Origin of the sequence: Mycobacterium sp. THU-M104 (assembly GCF_049197365.1) — a bacterium.
In the GTDB taxonomy this organism is placed as follows: Bacteria; Actinomycetota; Actinomycetes; order Mycobacteriales; family Mycobacteriaceae; genus Mycobacterium.
Window position 1 is genome coordinate 1 of sequence record NZ_JBMIOP010000027.1, and the last position, 17,756, is coordinate 17,756.

Here is a 17,756-nt window from a genome sequence, read left to right on the forward strand (position 1 = left end):
TCGGGCTGTTCTCGGTGCCGGGGCAGGCCGCCTACAACTCGGCCAAGTTCGCCGTCCGCGGCTTCACCGAGGCGCTGCGCCAGGAGATGATCCTGGCCGGTCACCCGGTGGGCGTGACCACGGTGCATCCAGGCGGCATCAAGACCGCGATCGCGCGCAACGCCACCGCCGCCGAGGGGGTCGACCGCGACGAACTGGCCAAGGCGTTCGACACGCGGTTGGCACGGACCAGCCCGCAGCGTGCCGCCGAGGTCATCCTCGACGCGGTGCGCAAGAACAAGGCTCGGGTGCTCGTCGGCGGCGACGCCCAGATTCTCGACATCCTGGTACGGCTGACCGGGTCTGGCTACCAGCGGCTGTTCAGCCCGCTGATGCGCCGGATGCTGCCCCCCGCGCACTGACGCGTCGATCGACGGCACCGAGACTGCGCTGAGCGCGCCGCGGTAAGCGAAATCAGGCCTTGGGCGCAGTCTCGAAGCCGTCCAGGCGGGCCCGACGACACGACGCGACCCCTAGCGGCCCAACGGGTGTTCGGCCAGCCACGCGTCGGCCACGGTCTGCGGATCGGCACCACCATCGCCACCGCCGCCACCACCACCGCCGCCACCGCCGCCACCACCATCGGCCACCATCAACTGGCGGCGCATCCCGGCCAGCGCCGCGGTGTCCAGCACGCCCGCCACCTCGTTGATCGCCAGCAGCTGGCGATCGCTCAGGGCGTTGCGGCGGTACAGCGGCACGATGTTCTCCGCGCGGATCAGCGCGGGCTTACGGTCGACCAGTGCGACCAGGTCGGGGGGGATGCCCGGATCGGCGGTGGTCGCCCACGCCGCCGTCAGCTGCCCGGCTCGCAGCGCGGCGAACAGTGAGGCCTGGTCGGGGAATTGACGCGGGGCTGGGAGTTTGCACGAGCCGACCGACGGCGGCGTTCGCAACCCGGAGACGGCCCCCAGGACCAGACCGTCGCAGTGCTTGAGCAGCGCGCTCAGGTCGCTACCGGCGGCACTGCTGCTGCCGCCCCAGGCCCGCGCGGTGGTCCCGGTGACCAGCACGACGGGTTTGTCCTCGGCGGCCGTCGCGTAGTCGCCCGCGGCGATGCCCTCGGGCAGGGCGGCGACCAGGGCCCGGTAGACCTGCTTGTCGGAGAGCACCGTGGTGCCCGGCTGCAAGGCCTGCAGCGTCCGACCGGTGAACACGGGGACGACGGTGAACCGGCCGGAGTCCAGTTGCGCCATCGGGTCGGCGGTGGTCTGGGCCCCCTGGGCCGCGAAACCGTAGGACCGCAACGCCGCCACGTAGACGGCGGCCAGCAGCGTGGATTCGGAGTCGGGGCGGGACCCGACGACCAGAGCAGCGGCGCGGTGGTCGTCGCCCCCGCAGCCGGCGACCGTCAGCGCGGCGGCGAGCAGCAGCGCGGCCAGCCTGCCGACACTCACCCCGTGGAGATCGACGCGTCCGCGGCGATGGCCACCGCCGTGGCCACCGCGTCCCCGACGCGCAGGTCCAGGGGACTCGGGACGATCCGGTCCGGAGCCAGGTCGTCGCTGACCACGGAGAAGATCGCCTCGGCGGCGGCGACCATCATCTTCTCGGTGATCCGGGAGGCCTTGGCGTCCAGCGCGCCGCGAAACATCCCGGGGAAAGCCAGCACGTTGTTGATCTGGTTCGGGAAGTCGCTGCGTCCGGTGGCCACCACCGCCGCATGCCGGGCCGCGACGGCGGGATGGATCTCCGGGTCGGGGTTGGACAGCGCGAACACGATCCCGTCGGGCGCCATCGTGGCGATCAGCTCCTCGGGGACGAGACCACCCGACACCCCGAGGAACATGTCCGCGCCGGCGAGGGCTTCGACCATGCCACCGGTCAGGCCACCGGGGTTGGTGCGCCCGGCCAAGCCGACCTTGACGCTGTTCATGTCGTCGCGCCCGGTGTGCAGGATGCCGCGCGAGTCCAGCACGGTGATGTCCGACACTCCCATCGCCATGAGCAGGTTCGTGCAGGCGACACCCGCGGCGCCGGCCCCGGAGACCACTACCCGCAGCGAGGACATGTCGCGGCCGAGCAGCTTGGTGGCGCCCATCAGGGCGGCCAGCACGACGATCGCAGTGCCGTGCTGGTCGTCGTGCATCACCGGGCAGTCCAGCGCCTCGACGAGTCGCCGTTCGATGTCGAAACAGCGGGGCGCGGAGATGTCTTCCAGGTTGACCGCGCCGAACGTCGGCCGCAGCCGCAGCAACGTCTCGACGATCGCGTCGGGGTCTTTGGTGTCCAGCACGACAGGGATGGCGTTGAGCCCGCCGTACGCCCGGAACAGGGCGCATTTGCCCTCCATGACCGGCAGCGACGCCGCCGGCCCGATGTCACCCAGGCCGAGCACCGCGCTACCGTCGCTGACCACCGCGATGAGTCGGTTCGCCCAGGTGTAGCGCGCGGCCAGCGTGTGGTCGGTCGCGATCGCCCGGCTCACCTGCGCCACCCCCGGGGTGTAGGCGATCGACAGGGCGCGCCGGGTGTCCAGCGGGGCGTTCAGCGCGACGGAAAGCTTTCCGCCCACGTGCGCGTCGAAGATCTCCTCGTCGTTGATGACGAGCGGGGAATGCTCGTTTTCCGGCACGGGCTCAGGGTACTGATTACCGATTAGTAGACCTAATCTGCGCCTCGATCACCGGCGTCAGATCAAGCCCAACTCGGTGACCGCTGTGCGCTCGTCCGCGAGTTCCGCGGTCGTCTTGTCGATGCGGGCCCGGGAGAAGTCGTCGATCTGAAGGCCGGTGACAATCTTCCAGTTGCCGTCCTTGGTGGTCACGGGGAAGGACGACATGAGGCCCTCCGGCACACCGTAGGAGCCATCGGAGATGACCGACATCGAGACCCAGTCACCCTCGGGCGAACCCAGCAGCCAGTCCCGGGCGGCGTCGACGGTGGCCGAGGCGGCCGAGGCGGCCGACGAGGCGCCGCGCGCGTCGATGACGGCCGCGCCACGCTTGGCGACGGTCGGGATGAAGTCGTTCTCGATCCAGGCCTGGTCGTTGACCACCGCGGCCGCGTTCTTGCCGTTGATCTCGGCGTGGAACAGGTCGGGGTACTGGGTGGCCGAGTGGTTGCCCCAGATCGTCATCTTCTTGATGTCGGTGACCGCGACGCCGGCCTTGGTGGCCAGCTGGGTGAGCGCCCGGTTGTGGTCCAGGCGGGTCAGCGCGGTGAACCTCTCGCGCGGGATGTCCGGGGCGTTGCTCATCGCGATCAGCCCGTTGGTGTTGGCCGGGTTGCCGGTGGTCAGCACGCGGATGTCGTCCGCGGCGACGGAGTTCAGCGCCTTGCCCTGGGCGGTGAAGATCGCCCCGTTGGCCTCGAGCAGGTCACTGCGCTCCATGCCCGGCCCGCGCGGGCGCGCGCCGACCAGCAGTGCCAGGTTCGCGCCGTCGAAGATCTTGTTGGCGTCCGAACCGGTTTCGATCCCCGCCAGCAGCGGGAACGCACAGTCGTCGAGCTCCATGACGACACCCTCGAGCGCCTTGAGTGCCGGCTCGATCTCGAGCAGACGCAGCTCGATCGGGCGGTCGGGCCCCAGCAGCGAGCCGCTGGCCAGGCGGAACAACAGGCTGTAGCAGATCTGGCCGGCGGCACCGGTGACGGCGACTTTGAGAGGACTTGCGCTCACGTCGGTTGGCTCCTCGTTGGAGAGATTCGGGGTTGGACAGATTCGGGTTCGTCGTCGAAACTATCGCACCCGGCCGAGCGCAAAACTTCCGCACCCGCGTCGTCGCGCTGACGAGGCAGGACGCGCGTAGCATGGAGCACCGCCGGTCAGACCTGCGCTGCGATCGGAGGTGGATGTGTTCCAAGGATTCGACGCGCTACCCGAAGCTTTGCGGCCGATCGCACGGCCCCGCGTTTACCAGCATCACGTGCACCCCGAACCCGACACCGGCGCCGGAGCCCTGATCGACTGCGGCGTCTACGTCGACGGCAATCGGCTGCCCGGCAAATACGGTTACGCCGACGCGCTGGACAAGGTGCGCGGGATCGAACCGAAGGACCCCGAGGCCCCGGGAGCCTTCGTCTGGATCGGGTTGCACGAGCCCGATGTCGAGCACATGCAGGCGGTGGCCGACGTGTTCGGCCTGCACCCGCTGACGGTCGAGGACGCGGTGCACGCCCACCAGCGCCCCAAGCTCGAGCGCTACGACGAGACGCTGTTCCTCGTGCTGAAGACGGTGAATTACGTGCCGCACGAGTCGGTCGCGCTGGCCCGGCAGATCGTCGAGACCGGCGAGATCATGATCTTCGTCGGCAAGCAGTTCGTGGTCACGGTCCGCCACGGTGAGCACAGCGGATTGGCCGACGTGCGCACGCGGATGGATGCCGATCCCGACCATCTGCGGCTGGGGCCCTACGCGGTGATGCACGCCATCGCCGACTACGTGGCGGACCACTATCTGGAGGTGACCCATTTGATGGAGTCCGACATCGACGCCATCGAAGAAGTGGCATTCTCGCCGGGCCGCACGCTGGACGTCGAGCCGATCTACCTGCTCAAGCGCGAGGTCGTCGAGCTGCGCCGGTGCGTGAGCCCGCTGTCCACCGCGTTCTCGCGGATGCAGGCCGAGAACAAAGACCTGATCTCCAAGGAAGTGAGGCGCTACCTGCGTGACGTCGCCGACCACCAGGCCGAGGCCGCCGACCAGATCAGCAGCTACGACGACATGCTCAACTCACTGGTGCAGGCGGCGCTGGCCCGCGTGGGGATGCAGCAGAACAGCGACATGCGCAAGATCTCGGCCATTGCCGGCATTCTCGCGGTGCCCACCATGGTCGCCGGGATCTACGGAATGAACTTTGCCGACATGCCCGAGCTGCACGCGGAGTGGGGCTACCCCGCGGTGCTCAGCGCGATGTTCGTCGTGTGCTTCCTGTTGTACCGCGCCTTCCGCAAGCGCGACTGGCTCTAACCCGGCGGTTCCGGCACCCCGCTCAACTGGGTTGCGCCGCAGGACGATTCGGATCCAGCACGTCAACACCGTCGCTGTGCCACGCCTGCCGCATGGCGTCTGCGCCCTTGAGCCGCACCCAGGCCGCCTCGGTCGCGGTGATCGGCGTCGCCGACAGGAAGTGCACCGGATCCCGGGGCGATTCCAGCACCAGTTCCGGAATGTCGCTGGGGCCCAACAAAGCCGCGGTGAAAGGCGAGCTCCCCGACGGCCGGGCCCACAGCGGCGAGCCCAGGTCGATCAACGCGTTGGGCGCAAGCACCACCCCCTCGACGGCCGGGGCGGCCGCCAGTATCGCCAGGCTGCGGGCGATGCCGGTGACCGGACCGGGATCGCGCAGGCACAGCACCACCTCGGCGCGCGGGCCCCGCACCGGGTCGGCGACGAGCTGCGCCGGGTCGACCATGGGGTGCCGCGAGCATCCCAGCGACACGTAACACACCAATCCGCTTGGCGGGTCGCGAAATCGCAGCACCTCCATGGGTTCGGTCCCCAGAAATGTCACGCGCGCCGCATCGGGCTCCCCACCCATCGACAAGCCGGCGGAGTGAGCACGCAGGTGGGCACGCAGGTGCGCACGCACCCGGTCCAGGATTTCTGTCACTGCCCACCGGCGGGCGCAACGGTGAGGTTGGCCCCGGAGCCGACGTCGAACACGGCGAGTTTCGCGGTGTCCAAGGCCAGCTCGACCGACTGCCCGATGTGCGCCTTGGACTCGACAGGAACCCGTGCCACGAACTGGTTCTCATGCCAATCCGTATCCTGGGCCAACTCGTCCAACTGGAGGGAGCGCACGGCACAACCCGCCGCGCTGAAATACACGTACTTGTCGGCGCCCAGCGACTCGACCAGGTCGGCCTTAACCTCGAAGGTCAGCGCCCTGATGCGCTGATAGCCGTCGACCAACGCGGCGTCGGTCAGATGCTCGGGCCGCACGCCGACGATGACGCTCTCCGGCTGGGGGTGCTGCGCGATCACCTGCAGGACCTCCGGGGTGAGCGGCACCTCGCCGAAGGGCAGCATCAGCCCGAACGCCGTCAGCTTGGCGGGAAAGAAATTCATCGCCGGAGAGCCGATGAACCCCGCGACGAACAGGTTGGCGGGGCTCTCGTAGAGTTCGTCGGGCGTACCGATCTGCTGGGCGACACCGTCGTGCATGACCACCACCCGATCACCGAGAGTCATGGCCTCGGTCTGGTCGTGGGTGACGTAGACGGTGGTGGTGCCCAGACGCTTCTGCAGCCGAGCGATCTCCCCGCGCATCTGCACCCGCAGCTTGGCATCCAGATTGGACAGCGGCTCGTCCATCAAAAATGCTTTGGGCTGACGCACGATCGCGCGACCCATCGCGACCCGCTGGCGCTGCCCACCCGAAAGCTGAGCGGGTTTACGGTCCAGAAAATCGGTCAGATCAAGGGTTTTGGCCGTTTCCTCGACCTTCTGGGCGATCTCGTTCTTCTTCATCTTCGCCAGAGTCAACGGAAACGCGATGTTCTGGCGCACGGTCATGTGCGGGTAGAGGGCGTAAGACTGGAACACCATTGCGATGTCGCGGTCCTTGGGCGCCTTCTCGTTCATCCGCCGGCCACCGATGCGTAGCTCTCCCGACGAGATGTCTTCAAGCCCGGCAATCATGTTCAGCGTCGTGGTCTTACCACATCCGGACGGACCCACCAGGATCAGGAATTCGCCGTCGGCGATCGTGATGCTCAGGTCGCGCACCGCGCTCGCGCCGTCGGGATAGCTCTTGCTGACGTGCTCGAGCACGATCTCGGCCATCGAGTCATCCCTTCACGGCGCCGGAGGTCAACCCGGCGACAATTCGCCTCTGGAAGATTAAAACAAAGACGACGATCGGGACGGTGATCACGATGGCGCCGGCTGCGATCGACCCGGTTGGCTCCTCGAATTGCGAACTGCCCGAGAAGTTCACGATCGCCACAGGTGCGGTGATGGCCGCCTTGGTCGCGGTCAGGGACAATGCGAGCAGCAGGTCGTTCCAGGCGAAGATGAACACCAGGATCGCGGCGGTCACCAGTCCGGGCGCCGCCAACGGGACGATCACCTTCACGAACGCCTGCACCGGCGTCGCGCCGTCCATCGTGGCGGCCTTCTCCAGGTCCCATGGGATCTCCCGGAAGAACGCCGACAAGATGTAAATGGCAAGCGGCAACGCGAACGTGATGTACGGCAGGATCAGCCCCGGCCAGGTGTCGAACAGGCCGACGAAGCGCTCGATGTTGAACAATGGAGTAACCAGCGAGATCGCCGGGAACATGGTGACCAGCAGGGTGGCGCCGACGAACAGGCGCTTGCCCGCAAAGGTGAGCCGGGCAATCGCATAGGCCGCCATCGCGCCCAGCAGCACCGCGATCAGCGTGGTGATCAACCCGATTCCGAGGGAATTGACCAGCGCCGAGGAGAAGAAGTCGCCCCGGAAGATTCCGCGGTAGTTGTCCAAGGTCAGCGATGACGGAATCAGCTTGCCGTCCTTGATTGTTGACGTGGACTTCAGCGACAGGCTGCCGATCCACAGGACCGGAACGAGCGCATAGACCACCACCCCGGCGTCGACCACGACCCAGAGCGTCGTTCGCCGCGCGTCCATCCGTCTATCGGTCATCGGGGCCACCACCCGGGGCCGCCGCACCGAACACCTTGATGAAGATCAGCGCGATGACGCCCGCGCAGCAGAAGATCAGCACGCTGATCGCCGAACCGAGTCCCACATTGAAGCCCTTGAACAGGTTGTCGTAGCCCAGGATCGACACCGAGCCGGTGTCGTTGGCGCCGCCGGTCAACACGTAGACGTTGTCGAAAATGCGAAAAGCGTCCAGCGTGCGGAACAGCAGGGCCACCACGATCGCGGGTTTGATGATCGGCAGGATGACGCGCGTCAGCCGCCGCCAGGCGCCGGCCCCGTCAACCTGCGCGGCCTTCAGCAGATCCTGGGGCACCAGCGCCAACCCGGCCAGCAGCAGCAGCGACATGAACGGCGTGGTCTTCCACACCTCGGCGAGGACGATGATGCCCAGCGACGGGATCTGCTCGGTCAGCGGAGCCCAGTCGTGCGGCAGCAGAGCAGCCAGATAGCCGGTACCCGGCGTCCAGGCGTAGTACCAGCTGTAGGAGGCGACCACCGTGACGATCCCATAAGGGATGAGCACCGCGGTACGCACCAGGCCCCTGCCGACGAGGGTGCGGTGCATCGCCAACGCCAGCGCCAGGCCCAGCACGAACTCGAACGACACCGAAACCACCGTGATCACGAGCGTCACCGCCGACGCGGTCCACCAGTAGCGGTCGGTCAGGATGGTCTCGTAGTTGCCCAGGCCGACGAACGCGGTGTCCTCGGGGGCGGCCAGGCTGTTGCGCTGCAGGCTCAGCCATAGGGCATAGCAGATCGGATAGGCCGTCACCACCAGCATCAGCAGCGCCGCCGGCGCCACCAGGAGGAAGGCCGCGCGCTGCTCTGAGGCTTCGCGGCGCGTCATGGCAGCAGACCCTCCCCGTTGATGGCCTTTCGCACCTGCCTGGTGAGCTCGTCGGCCGTGCGCTGCGGCTCGATGCCGGTGATCGGGCTCAGCGTCGACGCGAGCCGGATGGCGACCGCCTGGTAGTCCGGCGTCGCCGGCCGCACCGCGGCATCGGTGATCTGCTGACGGATGACGGCGTACATCGGGTACTTGGCCTGGAATTGCGGGTCGCAGTACAGCGAAGTGCGTACCGGGGGCAGCCCGCCTTCGATCGAGATGTATTTCTGGCTCTGGATGCTGCGCAGGCAGCGCACGGCCTCGAAAGCCTCGGCGCGGTGACGTGTGGTGCCGGCTACCGCCAGGTTGGCCCCACCGATCGTCACCCTGGCCGGCCGGCCGGGCGCCACACCGGGGTAAGGCGCGAATCCGAAGACCTTCGTGCTCGCGTCGTAGGCGATGCGGAATTGCTCGTCGTCGGGGACGAAGGCCCCGAACCGGTTGATGCTGCCGGCCAGTGCCGGGTCCTCGTTGAGCGGCAGGAAGCTGACTCCGCCCTTGACCGCGTTCTCCAGCAGGGACGCCAGTACGTAGGGCCAGTTGATCTCCAGCGCAGCCCTGCCTTGCTCGAACGCCAGCCGGGCGGTGCCCTCGTCGGTGCGGGTGATGGACGGGTCGGCACCCGGGGCGGTGGCCACCGACCTGAGGATGCGCAGCGCGTTGACGGTGGCGGCCCGGTGCGCGGGCGTGTCGGTGAGGGTGACCTGGCGGCCGTCCTCGGAGAGCACCTGACCGCCCCCGCTGACCAGAAGCGTGTTGAACCACACCACCAGACCCTCGTTTTCGTTGGCCTGCACAGCGATCCAGCTGGGCCGTCCCGCGACTCCCAACGCCGTGGCCTCGGCGACCATGCCGTTCCAGTCGCGCGGCGGTTGCTTCACCAAATCTGCTCGGTACCAGAGCAACTCGGTGTTGGTGGTGACTGGCGCGGCGTACAGCCTGCCCTTCCAGCGCGCCGTCGCAAGCGGTCCTGGCAGGGTGTCGGCGGTGGCGTCGGATTCCGCCAGCCCGGCCGGGTCGTCGGACAGCGGCAGCGCCCAGCCCGCCTCGGCGAACTCCGCCGTCCACACCACGTCCAGCGCCATCAGATCCAGGGTGCGGTCATGCCCGGTCAGCCGCCGGGCCAGTTGCAGGCGCTGCTCGCCGGGAGCCCTGGGCAGACTGATCTGCTGGATGACGAATCTGCCGCCGGCTCGTCGGGTGCACTCGTGGGCGACCGCGGTGAACGTCGCCCCGTCGCCGGCCGGTGTGTACAAGCTGATCACCAGCCCGTGGGCACCGGAACCACAGGCAGGCACGGCACCGGCAGCCGTCGCCAGGGCGGCCACCAGCACGATCGCACCCAGACGGCGCCCGCGACCGTGCGGCCGGCGGCGCATCATCATCATCGGCCCCTCGCGCGTTCCCCGGTTCCGTCTCAGATCGCCAGGCGCGCCAACAAGTCCCGCGCCTTCTCCGCGTTCTGCGGGTCGCAGAGCACGTCGTAGCGGCCGGCCACCAGTTGCATCGTGGAGCTGAAATCGCGCGTCCCACGGGCCATCGCATACGGGACCGCGGAGGTGATCAGCCCGAAGAAAACGCCCGCGACCAGCCCGGTGATCAGGGCCGCCCACGGATTGGGGCTGAAAAAGCCCAGCACCAGCCCGATGAACAACCCCAGCCAAGCCCCGCTGAGTACGCCGCCGCCGAGCACTTTGGGCCAGGTCAGGCGTCCGGTGACCCGCTCGACCTGCATGAGGTCCACGCCGACGATGGTCATCTGCTGGACGGGGAAGTCCTGTTCGGAGAGGTAGTCGACAGCGCGCTGCGCCTCGGCATAGGTGGGATAGGAGCCGACCGGCCAGCCCTTCGGCGGGGTCGGCAAACCGGTCGTGCCACGCCGGCCGGCCGGAGCGCCGGTCGGCCTGTCGCCGGGAACTTGTCCGCGCTGGAATGGACTAGTCATGGGTGCTCATTTTCCTCCGCCTCGGCCTTGCTCACCTTCACATCCCATCTTCGGCTCTCCCACCCTAGCGACGCGACCCCCGGCCACCTGCGAATACGGGAGGCACCCGGTCCGGCCCCGCGCGCGGCGCCGTTCCCCCGGCCGCGGTGCCGCGAATTCGGCGCCGCGGTGGCCGTCCTCGCATGGGTTAGGTTGAACCGATGACAGCTCCCGGCGGCGACTTCGGCGAGGGCGCCCACGACGACCGGGCCGGTTCGCGCCCGCCCGGCGGCCGGGCCTTCGAGGAGCCGACCCGGCAAACCGCGTGGGAGCCACCGGGATCCGACCATCCGCCACCGGCATATCCGGCCGGCTATCAGCCCGGTTACCCATACCAGCAGCCACCCGGCCCGCCATATCCGCCGGCACCTCCACCACCCGGATACGGGCCACCACCCGGCTTTGGTCCACCACCCGGATACGGGCCACCACCCGGCTTTGGTCCACCACCCGGGTACGGGCCGGCCCCGTACCCGGCGGGCTATCCCCCGCTGCCGGACTACCACGGCGGCTACTGGCCGTCCGGCGACGCAAGGCCCGGGACGAACGGACTCGCGATCGCTTCTCTGCTGTTGTCTCTCACCGGTCTGCTCTGCTGCTTCATCGGCTCGATCGCGGGCATCGTGCTGGGGGTGGTCGCGCTGAGCCAGATCAAGCGGACCCGCCAGGGCGGCTCAGCAATGGCCGCGGCCGGCATCGTGATCGGCATCGGCGGCCTGCTGGTCGGTTTGGCCGTCGCCGCCGTCACCGTGCATTCGCGCTAGCCGCGAGGAAGACTGACTCTGTCCCGCGGTCGTCGGCTGCCTAGGCTCTACGACTATGGCATCAGTCAACAAGGTGTACATCGCGCGGCTCGCGCGCATGCTGGTGCTGGGCCCACTCGGCGAAAACGTCGGACGCATCCGCGATGTCGTGGTCAGCATCAGCATCGTCCGACAGCAACCGCGGGTCCTGGGATTGGTCGTCGATTTGGCGACACGCCGCAGCATCTTCATCCCGATGCTGCGGGTCACTGCGATCGAGCCCGGCGTGGTGACGCTCAACACCGGTAACGTGTCCCTGCGCCGCTTCGAGAAGCGGCCCGGCGAGGCGCTGGCAATCGGCCAGGTGCTCGACACCCCGGTCAAGGTCAACGACCCCGCCCTGCCCGAATTGGCAGGACTCGAGCTCGTGATCACCGACCTGGGAATCGAGCAGACCCGAACCCGGGACTGGGTCGTGAACAGGGTCGCGGTCCGCGGCCAGCGGCGACTGGGGCGGCGCGGCCCGGTGCACGTGGCGGAATGGCAATACGTGCAGGGCCTGACCCCGTCAGCGCTGGCAATGCCCGGGCAGGGGGTGGCCCAACTGCTCGACCAGTTCCAGGGGCGCAGGGCGGTCGACGTGGCCGACGCCATCCGCGGCCTGCCCTACAAGCGGCGCTACGAGGTGCTGCGGGCGCTCGACGACGAGCGGCTCGCCGACATCCTGCAGGAGCTGCCGGAGTCCGATCAGGCCGAGGTGCTGTCCCACCTGGGCACCGACCGCTCGGCCGACGTGCTCGAGGAGATGGATCCCGACGACGCCGCCGATCTGCTCGGCGTGCTCAGCCCTGCCGACGCCGAGATGTTGTTGACGCGCATGGACCCCGGGGAGTCCGGCCAGGTGCGCCGGCTGCTGGCGCATTCGCCGGACACCGCGGGCGGCTTGATGACGTCGGGCCCGGTGGTGCTGGCCCCGCACACCTCGGTCGCCGAGGCGCTGGCCCGGGTTCGCGACCCCGACCTCACCCCGGCGCTGTCGTCGATGGTGTTCGTGGCGCGCCCACCCACGGCCACCCCCACCGGCCGTTACCTGGGCTGTGTGGCGCTGCAGCGGCTCCTGCGCGAACCCCCGGCCGAGTTGGTCGGCGGGATCGTCGACAATGACCTGCTCACGCTGGCACCGGAAACCCCGCTGGTCGCGGTGACCCGCTACCTGGCCGCCTACAACCTGGTGTGCGGGCCGGTCGTCGACGACCAGAACCACCTGTTGGGAGCCGTCACCGTGGACGACCTGCTCGATCACCTGCTCCCCCACGACTGGCGCGTGGACATGCAGCGACTGGATGCGGCCCGCCTCGAGGGATTGGGAGGGTCCGCATGAGCAAATTCCCGGCACCGCGAGGGCTGTACACCCCGCGCACCACCCGCCGGTACTCGCCGCACCTGGACCCCGAGGCCGTCGGGATGCTCACCGAGTCCATCGCACGGTTCTTCGGCACGGGCCGCTACCTGCTGCTGCAGACGATCGCGGTGATCGCCTGGATCGCGGTGAACCTACTGGCAGCGACGGTGCGCTGGGATCCCTACCCGTTCATCCTGCTCAACCTTGCGTTCTCCACGCAGGCCGCCTACGCGGCGCCGCTGATCCTGCTGGCCCAGAACCGGCAGGAGAACCGGGACCGGGTCGCGCTCGAGGAGGACCGTCGCCGCGCCGCGCAGACCAAGGCCGACACCGAGTTTCTGGCCCGTGAGCTGGCGGCGCTGCGCATCTCGTTGGGCGAGGTAGTCACCCGGGAATACCTGCGTGACGAGCTGGATGACCTGCGGGCGAAGCTCGACGCACTGGCGCCGGAACCGACGGGCGCCGACGCGGTCGGCGCCGGCGACGGTCAGGGCTACAGCTCTAAGAATTCGGGGTGAGAGCAGAACTGACCATTGCGCCACTCGCGTCACAAGAGTTATGTATGGTGATCTGGTTCACGAAGGTAATAAGAACTGGCTACGGCCACGTCACATTGCTGAGGACGGTCGAGTGGGCATTGGGGGACGCTGGAGTCGCCGGAATCGACGCCCGTCCGCGGCTGCGGACCGGCCGCGCCCGCACCGGCTGACACGGACGCCGGCATTCGGGATCGCCGTCATCGCTCCGCTGATCCTCGCGAGTGCCGTCGGTGGCCAAGCTCCGCCTCGACAGGGCCAGCCCCCGCCGAAGGGCACAGCGATCACACCGATGGCCGCCGTCTCGTCCGCCGTTCCGGGACAGCACGGCCCGGCCGTCGTCGCCTCCGAGCGCGAGCCGACCGCGTTCCACGTCGCCGAGGGCGCGCTGGCGGTACCACCGTCGCCCACGATCGTGAACGCGCCGGGCGCGCTGGGCATCCCGAAGACGGCCCTGTCCGCTTACCGCAACGCCGAACAGAAGATGGCCGTCTCCGATCCGAATTGCGGCATCAGCTGGAACCTGCTGGCCGGGATCGGTCGCATAGAATCCGGGCACGCCGGCGGTGGTGCCGTCGATGCGCGCGGCACCGCGGTCACGCCGATCTACGGCCCCGCGCTGGACGGCACCCTGCCCGGCAACGAGGTCATCATCGAGAGCAATGTCGGCAACCGCGTGACGTACGCCCGCGCGATCGGCCCCATGCAGTTTCTGCCCGGAACCTGGGCCCGGTACGCCTCGGACGGCGACGGCGACGGCTTGGCCGATCCGCAGAACCTGTTCGACTCGACGCTGGCCGCAGCACGATACCTGTGCAGCGGGGGCCTCAACCTGCGCGACCCGTCGCAGGTGATGGCCTCCATCCTGCGCTACAACAACTCGTCGGCCTACGCCCAGAACGTGCTGGGCTGGGCGTCGGCCTACGCGACCGGAGTGGTACCGGTCGATCTGCCTCCGATGACCGGGCCGCCGCCCCCGCTCGGCGATGCCCACTTGGAGCACCCGGAAGGGCTCGGACCCAACCTGCCGATGAACATCAACGGCCTGGGGAGCGACGACCCGCAGGCGCGCACACCACTCATCGACCTCACCGGGCAGCAGGCCAGCGGCCTGCAGCCCATGTTCCCCTGGCTGCCCGCGCCGCAGTCGCCACTGCAGAGCCGGCTGCCGGGCTGCACGGTGATCTGTATCAGTCAACAGGCACCGCCGCAGGCCCTGCCGCCGTGGATGGCGCCGCCACCACCCAACCTGGCACCGGCCCCACCACCCGTGATGGCCCCGCCGCCTCCGCCGCCGTGGATGGCGCCGCCCCCCAACCCGGCACCGGCGCCCGCACCCGGCGGCTGACACCCGGCCGCCCGGAACCGCCGCCTACACTCGGCGGTGATGTCACCTCATAACACCGACGACCTGACCGCAGCCATCCGCACGGCGCTGGGCAAGGTGATCGACCCCGAACTGCGGCGCCCCATCACCGAGCTGGGGATGGTCAAGAGCATCGACATCGAGCCCGACGGCGGTGTGCACGTCGGGGTCTACCTGACCATCGCCGGCTGCCCGAAGAAGAACGAAATCACCGAGCGCGTCACCAGCGCGGTGTCCGACGTTCCCGGCACCGGCGCGGTGCGGGTCAGCCTGGACGTCATGAGCGACGAGCAGCGCACCGAACTGCGCAAGCACTTGCGCGGTGACGCCCGCGAGCCTGTCATCCCGTTCGCCCAGCCGAACTCGCTGACCCGCGTCTACGCGGTCGCCTCCGGCAAGGGCGGGGTGGGAAAGTCCACCGTGACGGTCAACCTCGCCGCGGCGATGGCCGCCCGCGGGCTGTCGGTCGGCGTGCTCGACGCCGACATCCACGGCCATTCCATCCCGCGGATGATGGGCACCACCGATCGACCCACCCAGGTCGAGTCGATGATCCTGCCGCCGATCGCGCACGACGTGAAGGTCATCTCGATCGCCCAGTTCGTCGAGGGCAACACTCCGGTGGTGTGGCGCGGGCCGATGCTGCACCGGGCGTTACAGCAGTTCCTGGCCGACGTGTACTGGGGTGACCTGGACGTGCTGCTGCTCGACCTGCCGCCGGGGACCGGAGACATCGCCATCTCGGTGGCGCAGCTGATCCCCAACGCGGAGATCCTGGTGGTGACCACGCCGCAGTTGGCGGCGGCCGAGGTCGCCGAACGGGCCGGCAGCATCGCCCTGCAGACCCGCCAGCGCGTCGTCGGCGTCGTGGAGAACATGTCGGGGCTGATGCTGCCCGACGGATCGACCGTGCAGGTCTTCGGCGAGGGGGGCGGCCAGCAGGTCGCCGAGCGGTTGTCTCGCGCGGTCGGCGCCGACGTGCCGTTGCTGGGCAAGATCCCGCTGGACCCCGCATTGGTGGCAGCCGGTGACGCGGGCACCCCGATCGTGCTGAGCGCACCCGGCTCACCGGTGGGCGAGCAGCTGAGCCGTGTCGCCGACGTCCTGTCCTCGCGGCGGCGCGGCCTGGCGGGTGTGTCGCTGGGTCTGGACCCCACCCGGCGCTGACCCTCGAAATAGGCGCTTGTGCGTCTGCTCGGGCGACGAGAAACGAGAAAAAACTAGGTCGCGTCGGTGTCGAACGGAGTGGGACCGGGGTCGTGCTGTTCGGCCGCGAAAGTCGGCCCGACCGGTTGCGCAGACGTGGCGACAGTTCCGTTGACCGGTCTGACCGGCCCGTCAAAGTTGCCGGTGAAGAAGGAGTCGTCGCCGTCGAGGAGGTGCTTGGTCAACGCGGCGCGCGGCGTCATGCCGCGCAGCTTGTGCAGCTCGCTGATCGGACCGCGCAGGTCGTCGAACTCGGGCCCGATGTCCTCGCGCAGCTGGTTGGTCACACCGCTGAGGTAGTCGCGCGTCTGCCGCAGCGTGGTGGCAGTCCAGCGGATGGCTCCCGGCAGCCGCTCCGGGCCGAGGATCACCAGCCCGACCACCACGAGGACGAGCATCTCGCCCCAGCCGACGTTGGCGAACATCTATCCGGTATCCGGTTCTGGCTTGACCGTCAGCGTGACATGACGGCCGTCGCGAACGACCTCCACCGGGGCGTCCTGGCCGATCTTCAGCTGCCGCACGGCCACGACGAACTCGTCGGAGTCGGCCACGGTGCGGTTACCGACCTTGACGATGACGTCGTTTTCCAGGATCCCCGCCTTCTGCGCCGGGCTTCCCGCCTTCACATTGGCGACCTGGGCGCCGGAGGCTATCGCGTTGCTCACCGACCTTGTGCTGATGCCCAATGTCGGGTGAACGATCTTTCCGTCTTTGATCAGGGTCTCGGCGACTTGCCTGGCCTCGTTGATCGGAATGGCGAAGCCCAGCCCGCTCGCGCTGTCCGACAACGACTTGCCGGCGGTGTTGATGCCGATCACCTGGGAATCCATGTTGATCAGCGGACCACCGGAGTTGCCGTGGTTGATCGAGGCATCGGTCTGGATGGCGTCGATGACGGTGTCGGTGTCCGACCCCTCACCCGACAACGGGACGGGTCGGTGCAGCGCGCTGACGATGCCCTGGGTGACAGTGCTGCGCAGCCCCAGCGGGGCGCCGGCGGCGAGAACCTCGTCGCCGACGCGCACCTCGGCGGAGTTGCCGAGGCGAGCCACCGTCAGGTTGTCGACGTTGTCGACCTTCAGCACGGCCAGATCGGTCTTGGGGTCACGCCCCACGAGGTTCGCGGGCACTTCCTTGCCGTCGTTGAACACCACGGTGGTCTTGAACTGGCTGGGGTTGTTGGCGGCTTCGGAGATCACGTGGTTGTTGGTCAGGATGTAGCCGCGGCCGTCGATCACGACGCCCGAGCCCTGCAGACCCTCCTGGTCGCTCTTTGATTCGATGGTCACCACGGAATCGGCAGTCGCCGCCGCAACCTTGGCGAACCGGCCGGACGGACCTTGCGGATTGTTATCGGTGGCCAGTGTCACCCTCGAGGTGGTGAACGCCTCGACCACCTCGGCCGTCTTGCGTCCGATCACACCGCCGATCACACCGATCAGCAGCGCGATCATCGCCAGGACGGCCAGGGCACGGTAAGACACCCGGCCGCCGAACAGGACGTCGCGCACGCCGAGCTTGCCGCGGTACCCGGGAGCGGCCTGCGGCGCCGCCGGCGCTACCGCCGGGGTCCCGAGCGCGGCGCCAGACCCGGGATCGCGCCACGGGTCGTAGACGTCGTCGGACCCGGCGCCGTTGCGTTCGCCGTCCAGCGCGCCGGCATCGATCGGGTGGCGCTGCAGCGAGTCGGGAACTCCGGCCGGCCGGCCGAACGCCTCCTGCAGCACCGGATCAGCCTGTTGATCCTCGGACCTGAATTCACCGTGGTCGCGGTACTTCGCCGGTCGCACGCGCTCTGCCACAAAAGACCCGCGCAGTCCGGCGGGGCGACCGAACGCCTGCCGCGCTGCGGGATCGACCGGTGGCCGTGAGATGGGTCGCGGCGCCAAACGCGGCGCACTGTTTTTGCCGCTGTCTTGTTCGCCGCTGTCTTGTTCGGAGGTCACATCATCCTCTTTTGGATCCTCTTCTGAGCACGTGAGACAGCCCATT

General features: G+C 68.7%; 18 protein-coding genes. 7 read left to right on the forward strand and 11 right to left on the reverse strand.

Translation table 11 applies throughout. The features are described 5' to 3' along the window. On the forward strand, positions 1-401 hold a 401-nt coding region (locus ACOJVU_RS02440; protein WP_421528324.1), incomplete at its 5' end, for an SDR family NAD(P)-dependent oxidoreductase. Positions 402-512: 111 nt separating this feature from the next. On the opposite strand, the gene ACOJVU_RS02445 is transcribed toward ACOJVU_RS02440, so the two are convergent. From ACOJVU_RS02445 to ACOJVU_RS02455, 3 genes are read right to left on the reverse strand one after another with little or no spacing between them, the layout of a single operon-like run. Beyond that, positions 513-1,436: a hypothetical protein gene (locus tag ACOJVU_RS02445; protein WP_421528325.1), complete on the reverse strand. Its 924-nt coding sequence runs from the start codon at positions 1,434-1,436 to the stop codon at positions 513-515. After that, positions 1,433-2,614, reverse strand: coding sequence for an NAD(P)-dependent malic enzyme (locus ACOJVU_RS02450; protein WP_421528326.1), 1,182 nt, complete (start codon positions 2,612-2,614; stop codon positions 1,433-1,435). The genes ACOJVU_RS02445 and ACOJVU_RS02450 overlap by 4 nt, the downstream gene beginning before the upstream one ends. 57 nt (positions 2,615-2,671) lie before the next feature. Then, positions 2,672-3,661, reverse strand: coding sequence for a malate dehydrogenase (locus tag ACOJVU_RS02455; RefSeq protein WP_421528327.1), 990 nt, complete (start codon positions 3,659-3,661; stop codon positions 2,672-2,674). A gap of 175 nt (positions 3,662-3,836) precedes the next feature. Here ACOJVU_RS02455 and corA point away from each other — a divergent pair, with 175 nt between their 5' ends. Next, positions 3,837-4,952 carry a magnesium/cobalt transporter CorA gene (corA, locus tag ACOJVU_RS02460; protein WP_421528328.1) on the forward strand — a complete coding sequence of 372 codons (1,116 nt, stop codon included), beginning with the start codon at positions 3,837-3,839 and terminating at the stop codon, positions 4,950-4,952. Between the two features lie 22 nt (positions 4,953-4,974). Here corA and ACOJVU_RS02465 read toward each other — a convergent pair whose 3' ends face one another. The 6 genes from ACOJVU_RS02465 to ACOJVU_RS02490 are packed head-to-tail and all read right to left on the reverse strand — an operon-like array spanning position 4,975 to position 10,469. Then, complete coding sequence (locus ACOJVU_RS02465; RefSeq protein ID WP_421528329.1) at positions 4,975-5,595, reverse strand: suppressor of fused domain protein; 621 nt, start codon at positions 5,593-5,595, stop codon at positions 4,975-4,977. After that, the gene (locus tag ACOJVU_RS02470; RefSeq protein ID WP_421528330.1) at positions 5,592-6,770 is read right to left on the reverse strand and encodes an ABC transporter ATP-binding protein; all 1,179 of its coding nucleotides are present in this window, start codon (positions 6,768-6,770) and stop codon (positions 5,592-5,594) included. The genes ACOJVU_RS02465 and ACOJVU_RS02470 overlap by 4 nt, the downstream gene beginning before the upstream one ends. A 4-nt stretch (positions 6,771-6,774) precedes the next feature. Continuing rightward, complete coding sequence (locus ACOJVU_RS02475; protein ID WP_421528340.1) at positions 6,775-7,599, reverse strand: carbohydrate ABC transporter permease; 825 nt, start codon at positions 7,597-7,599, stop codon at positions 6,775-6,777. Between the two features lie 4 nt (positions 7,600-7,603). After that, positions 7,604-8,485, reverse strand: a complete 882-nt coding sequence (locus tag ACOJVU_RS02480) for a carbohydrate ABC transporter permease (protein ID WP_421528331.1) — start codon at positions 8,483-8,485, stop codon at positions 7,604-7,606. After that, a complete protein-coding gene (locus ACOJVU_RS02485) occupies positions 8,482-9,906 on the reverse strand; it encodes an extracellular solute-binding protein (RefSeq protein WP_421528341.1) in 1,425 nt (474 codons plus the stop codon). The genes ACOJVU_RS02480 and ACOJVU_RS02485 overlap by 4 nt, the downstream gene beginning before the upstream one ends. Before the next feature lie 35 nt (positions 9,907-9,941). After that, on the reverse strand, positions 9,942-10,469 hold the full coding sequence (locus ACOJVU_RS02490) for a general stress protein (RefSeq protein ID WP_421528332.1): 528 nt from the start codon (positions 10,467-10,469) through the stop codon (positions 9,942-9,944). A 200-nt stretch (positions 10,470-10,669) separates the two neighbouring features. Between ACOJVU_RS02490 and ACOJVU_RS02495 the strand changes: the two genes are divergently transcribed. The 5 genes from ACOJVU_RS02495 to ACOJVU_RS02515 all read left to right on the forward strand — a co-directional run bounded on the left by ACOJVU_RS02495 (position 10,670) and on the right by ACOJVU_RS02515 (position 15,722). Then, complete coding sequence (locus tag ACOJVU_RS02495) at positions 10,670-11,272, forward strand: DUF4190 domain-containing protein (RefSeq protein WP_421528333.1); 603 nt, start codon at positions 10,670-10,672, stop codon at positions 11,270-11,272. Between the two features lie 55 nt (positions 11,273-11,327). Then, the gene (locus ACOJVU_RS02500; RefSeq protein WP_421528334.1) at positions 11,328-12,632 is read left to right on the forward strand and encodes a magnesium transporter MgtE N-terminal domain-containing protein; all 1,305 of its coding nucleotides are present in this window, start codon (positions 11,328-11,330) and stop codon (positions 12,630-12,632) included. Beyond that, positions 12,629-13,171, forward strand: a complete 543-nt coding sequence (locus ACOJVU_RS02505; protein ID WP_421528335.1) for a DUF1003 domain-containing protein — start codon at positions 12,629-12,631, stop codon at positions 13,169-13,171. Before ACOJVU_RS02500 ends, ACOJVU_RS02505 begins: the two co-directional genes overlap by 4 nt. A 112-nt stretch (positions 13,172-13,283) precedes the next feature. After that, the gene (locus tag ACOJVU_RS02510) at positions 13,284-14,537 is read left to right on the forward strand and encodes a lytic murein transglycosylase (protein ID WP_421528336.1); all 1,254 of its coding nucleotides are present in this window, start codon (positions 13,284-13,286) and stop codon (positions 14,535-14,537) included. Between the two features lie 39 nt (positions 14,538-14,576). Then, complete coding sequence (locus tag ACOJVU_RS02515; RefSeq protein ID WP_421528337.1) at positions 14,577-15,722, forward strand: Mrp/NBP35 family ATP-binding protein; 1,146 nt, start codon at positions 14,577-14,579, stop codon at positions 15,720-15,722. A gap of 53 nt (positions 15,723-15,775) precedes the next feature. On the opposite strand, the gene tatB is transcribed toward ACOJVU_RS02515, so the two are convergent. After that, positions 15,776-16,186, reverse strand: a complete 411-nt coding sequence (tatB, locus tag ACOJVU_RS02520) for a Sec-independent protein translocase protein TatB (RefSeq protein WP_421528338.1) — start codon at positions 16,184-16,186, stop codon at positions 15,776-15,778. Further along, positions 16,187-17,755, reverse strand: coding sequence for a S1C family serine protease (locus ACOJVU_RS02525; protein ID WP_421528339.1), 1,569 nt, complete (start codon positions 17,753-17,755; stop codon positions 16,187-16,189). Position 17,756: the final 1 nt, after the last annotated feature.

What these genes read in the sequence shown, in the direction of transcription:
- ACOJVU_RS02470 (WP_421528330.1), bottom strand. Translation starts at nt 6,770, where the DNA reads ATGGCCGAGATCGTGCTCGAGCACGTCAGCAAGAGCTATCCCGACGGC.
- ACOJVU_RS02475 (WP_421528340.1), bottom strand. Translation starts at nt 7,599, where the DNA reads ATGGACGCGCGGCGAACGACGCTCTGGGTCGTGGTCGACGCCGGGGTG.
- ACOJVU_RS02480 (WP_421528331.1), bottom strand. Translation starts at nt 8,485, where the DNA reads ATGACGCGCCGCGAAGCCTCAGAGCAGCGCGCGGCCTTCCTCCTGGTG.
- ACOJVU_RS02485 (WP_421528341.1), bottom strand. Translation starts at nt 9,906, where the DNA reads ATGATGCGCCGCCGGCCGCACGGTCGCGGGCGCCGTCTGGGTGCGATC.
- ACOJVU_RS02490 (WP_421528332.1), bottom strand. Translation starts at nt 10,469, where the DNA reads ATGACTAGTCCATTCCAGCGCGGACAAGTTCCCGGCGACAGGCCGACC.
- ACOJVU_RS02495 (WP_421528333.1), top strand. Translation starts at nt 10,670, where the DNA reads ATGACAGCTCCCGGCGGCGACTTCGGCGAGGGCGCCCACGACGACCGG.
- ACOJVU_RS02500 (WP_421528334.1), top strand. Translation starts at nt 11,328, where the DNA reads ATGGCATCAGTCAACAAGGTGTACATCGCGCGGCTCGCGCGCATGCTG.
- ACOJVU_RS02505 (WP_421528335.1), top strand. Translation starts at nt 12,629, where the DNA reads ATGAGCAAATTCCCGGCACCGCGAGGGCTGTACACCCCGCGCACCACC.
- ACOJVU_RS02515 (WP_421528337.1), top strand. Translation starts at nt 14,577, where the DNA reads ATGTCACCTCATAACACCGACGACCTGACCGCAGCCATCCGCACGGCG.
- tatB (WP_421528338.1), bottom strand. Translation starts at nt 16,186, where the DNA reads ATGTTCGCCAACGTCGGCTGGGGCGAGATGCTCGTCCTCGTGGTGGTC.
- ACOJVU_RS02525 (WP_421528339.1), bottom strand. Translation starts at nt 17,755, where the DNA reads ATGGGCTGTCTCACGTGCTCAGAAGAGGATCCAAAAGAGGATGATGTG.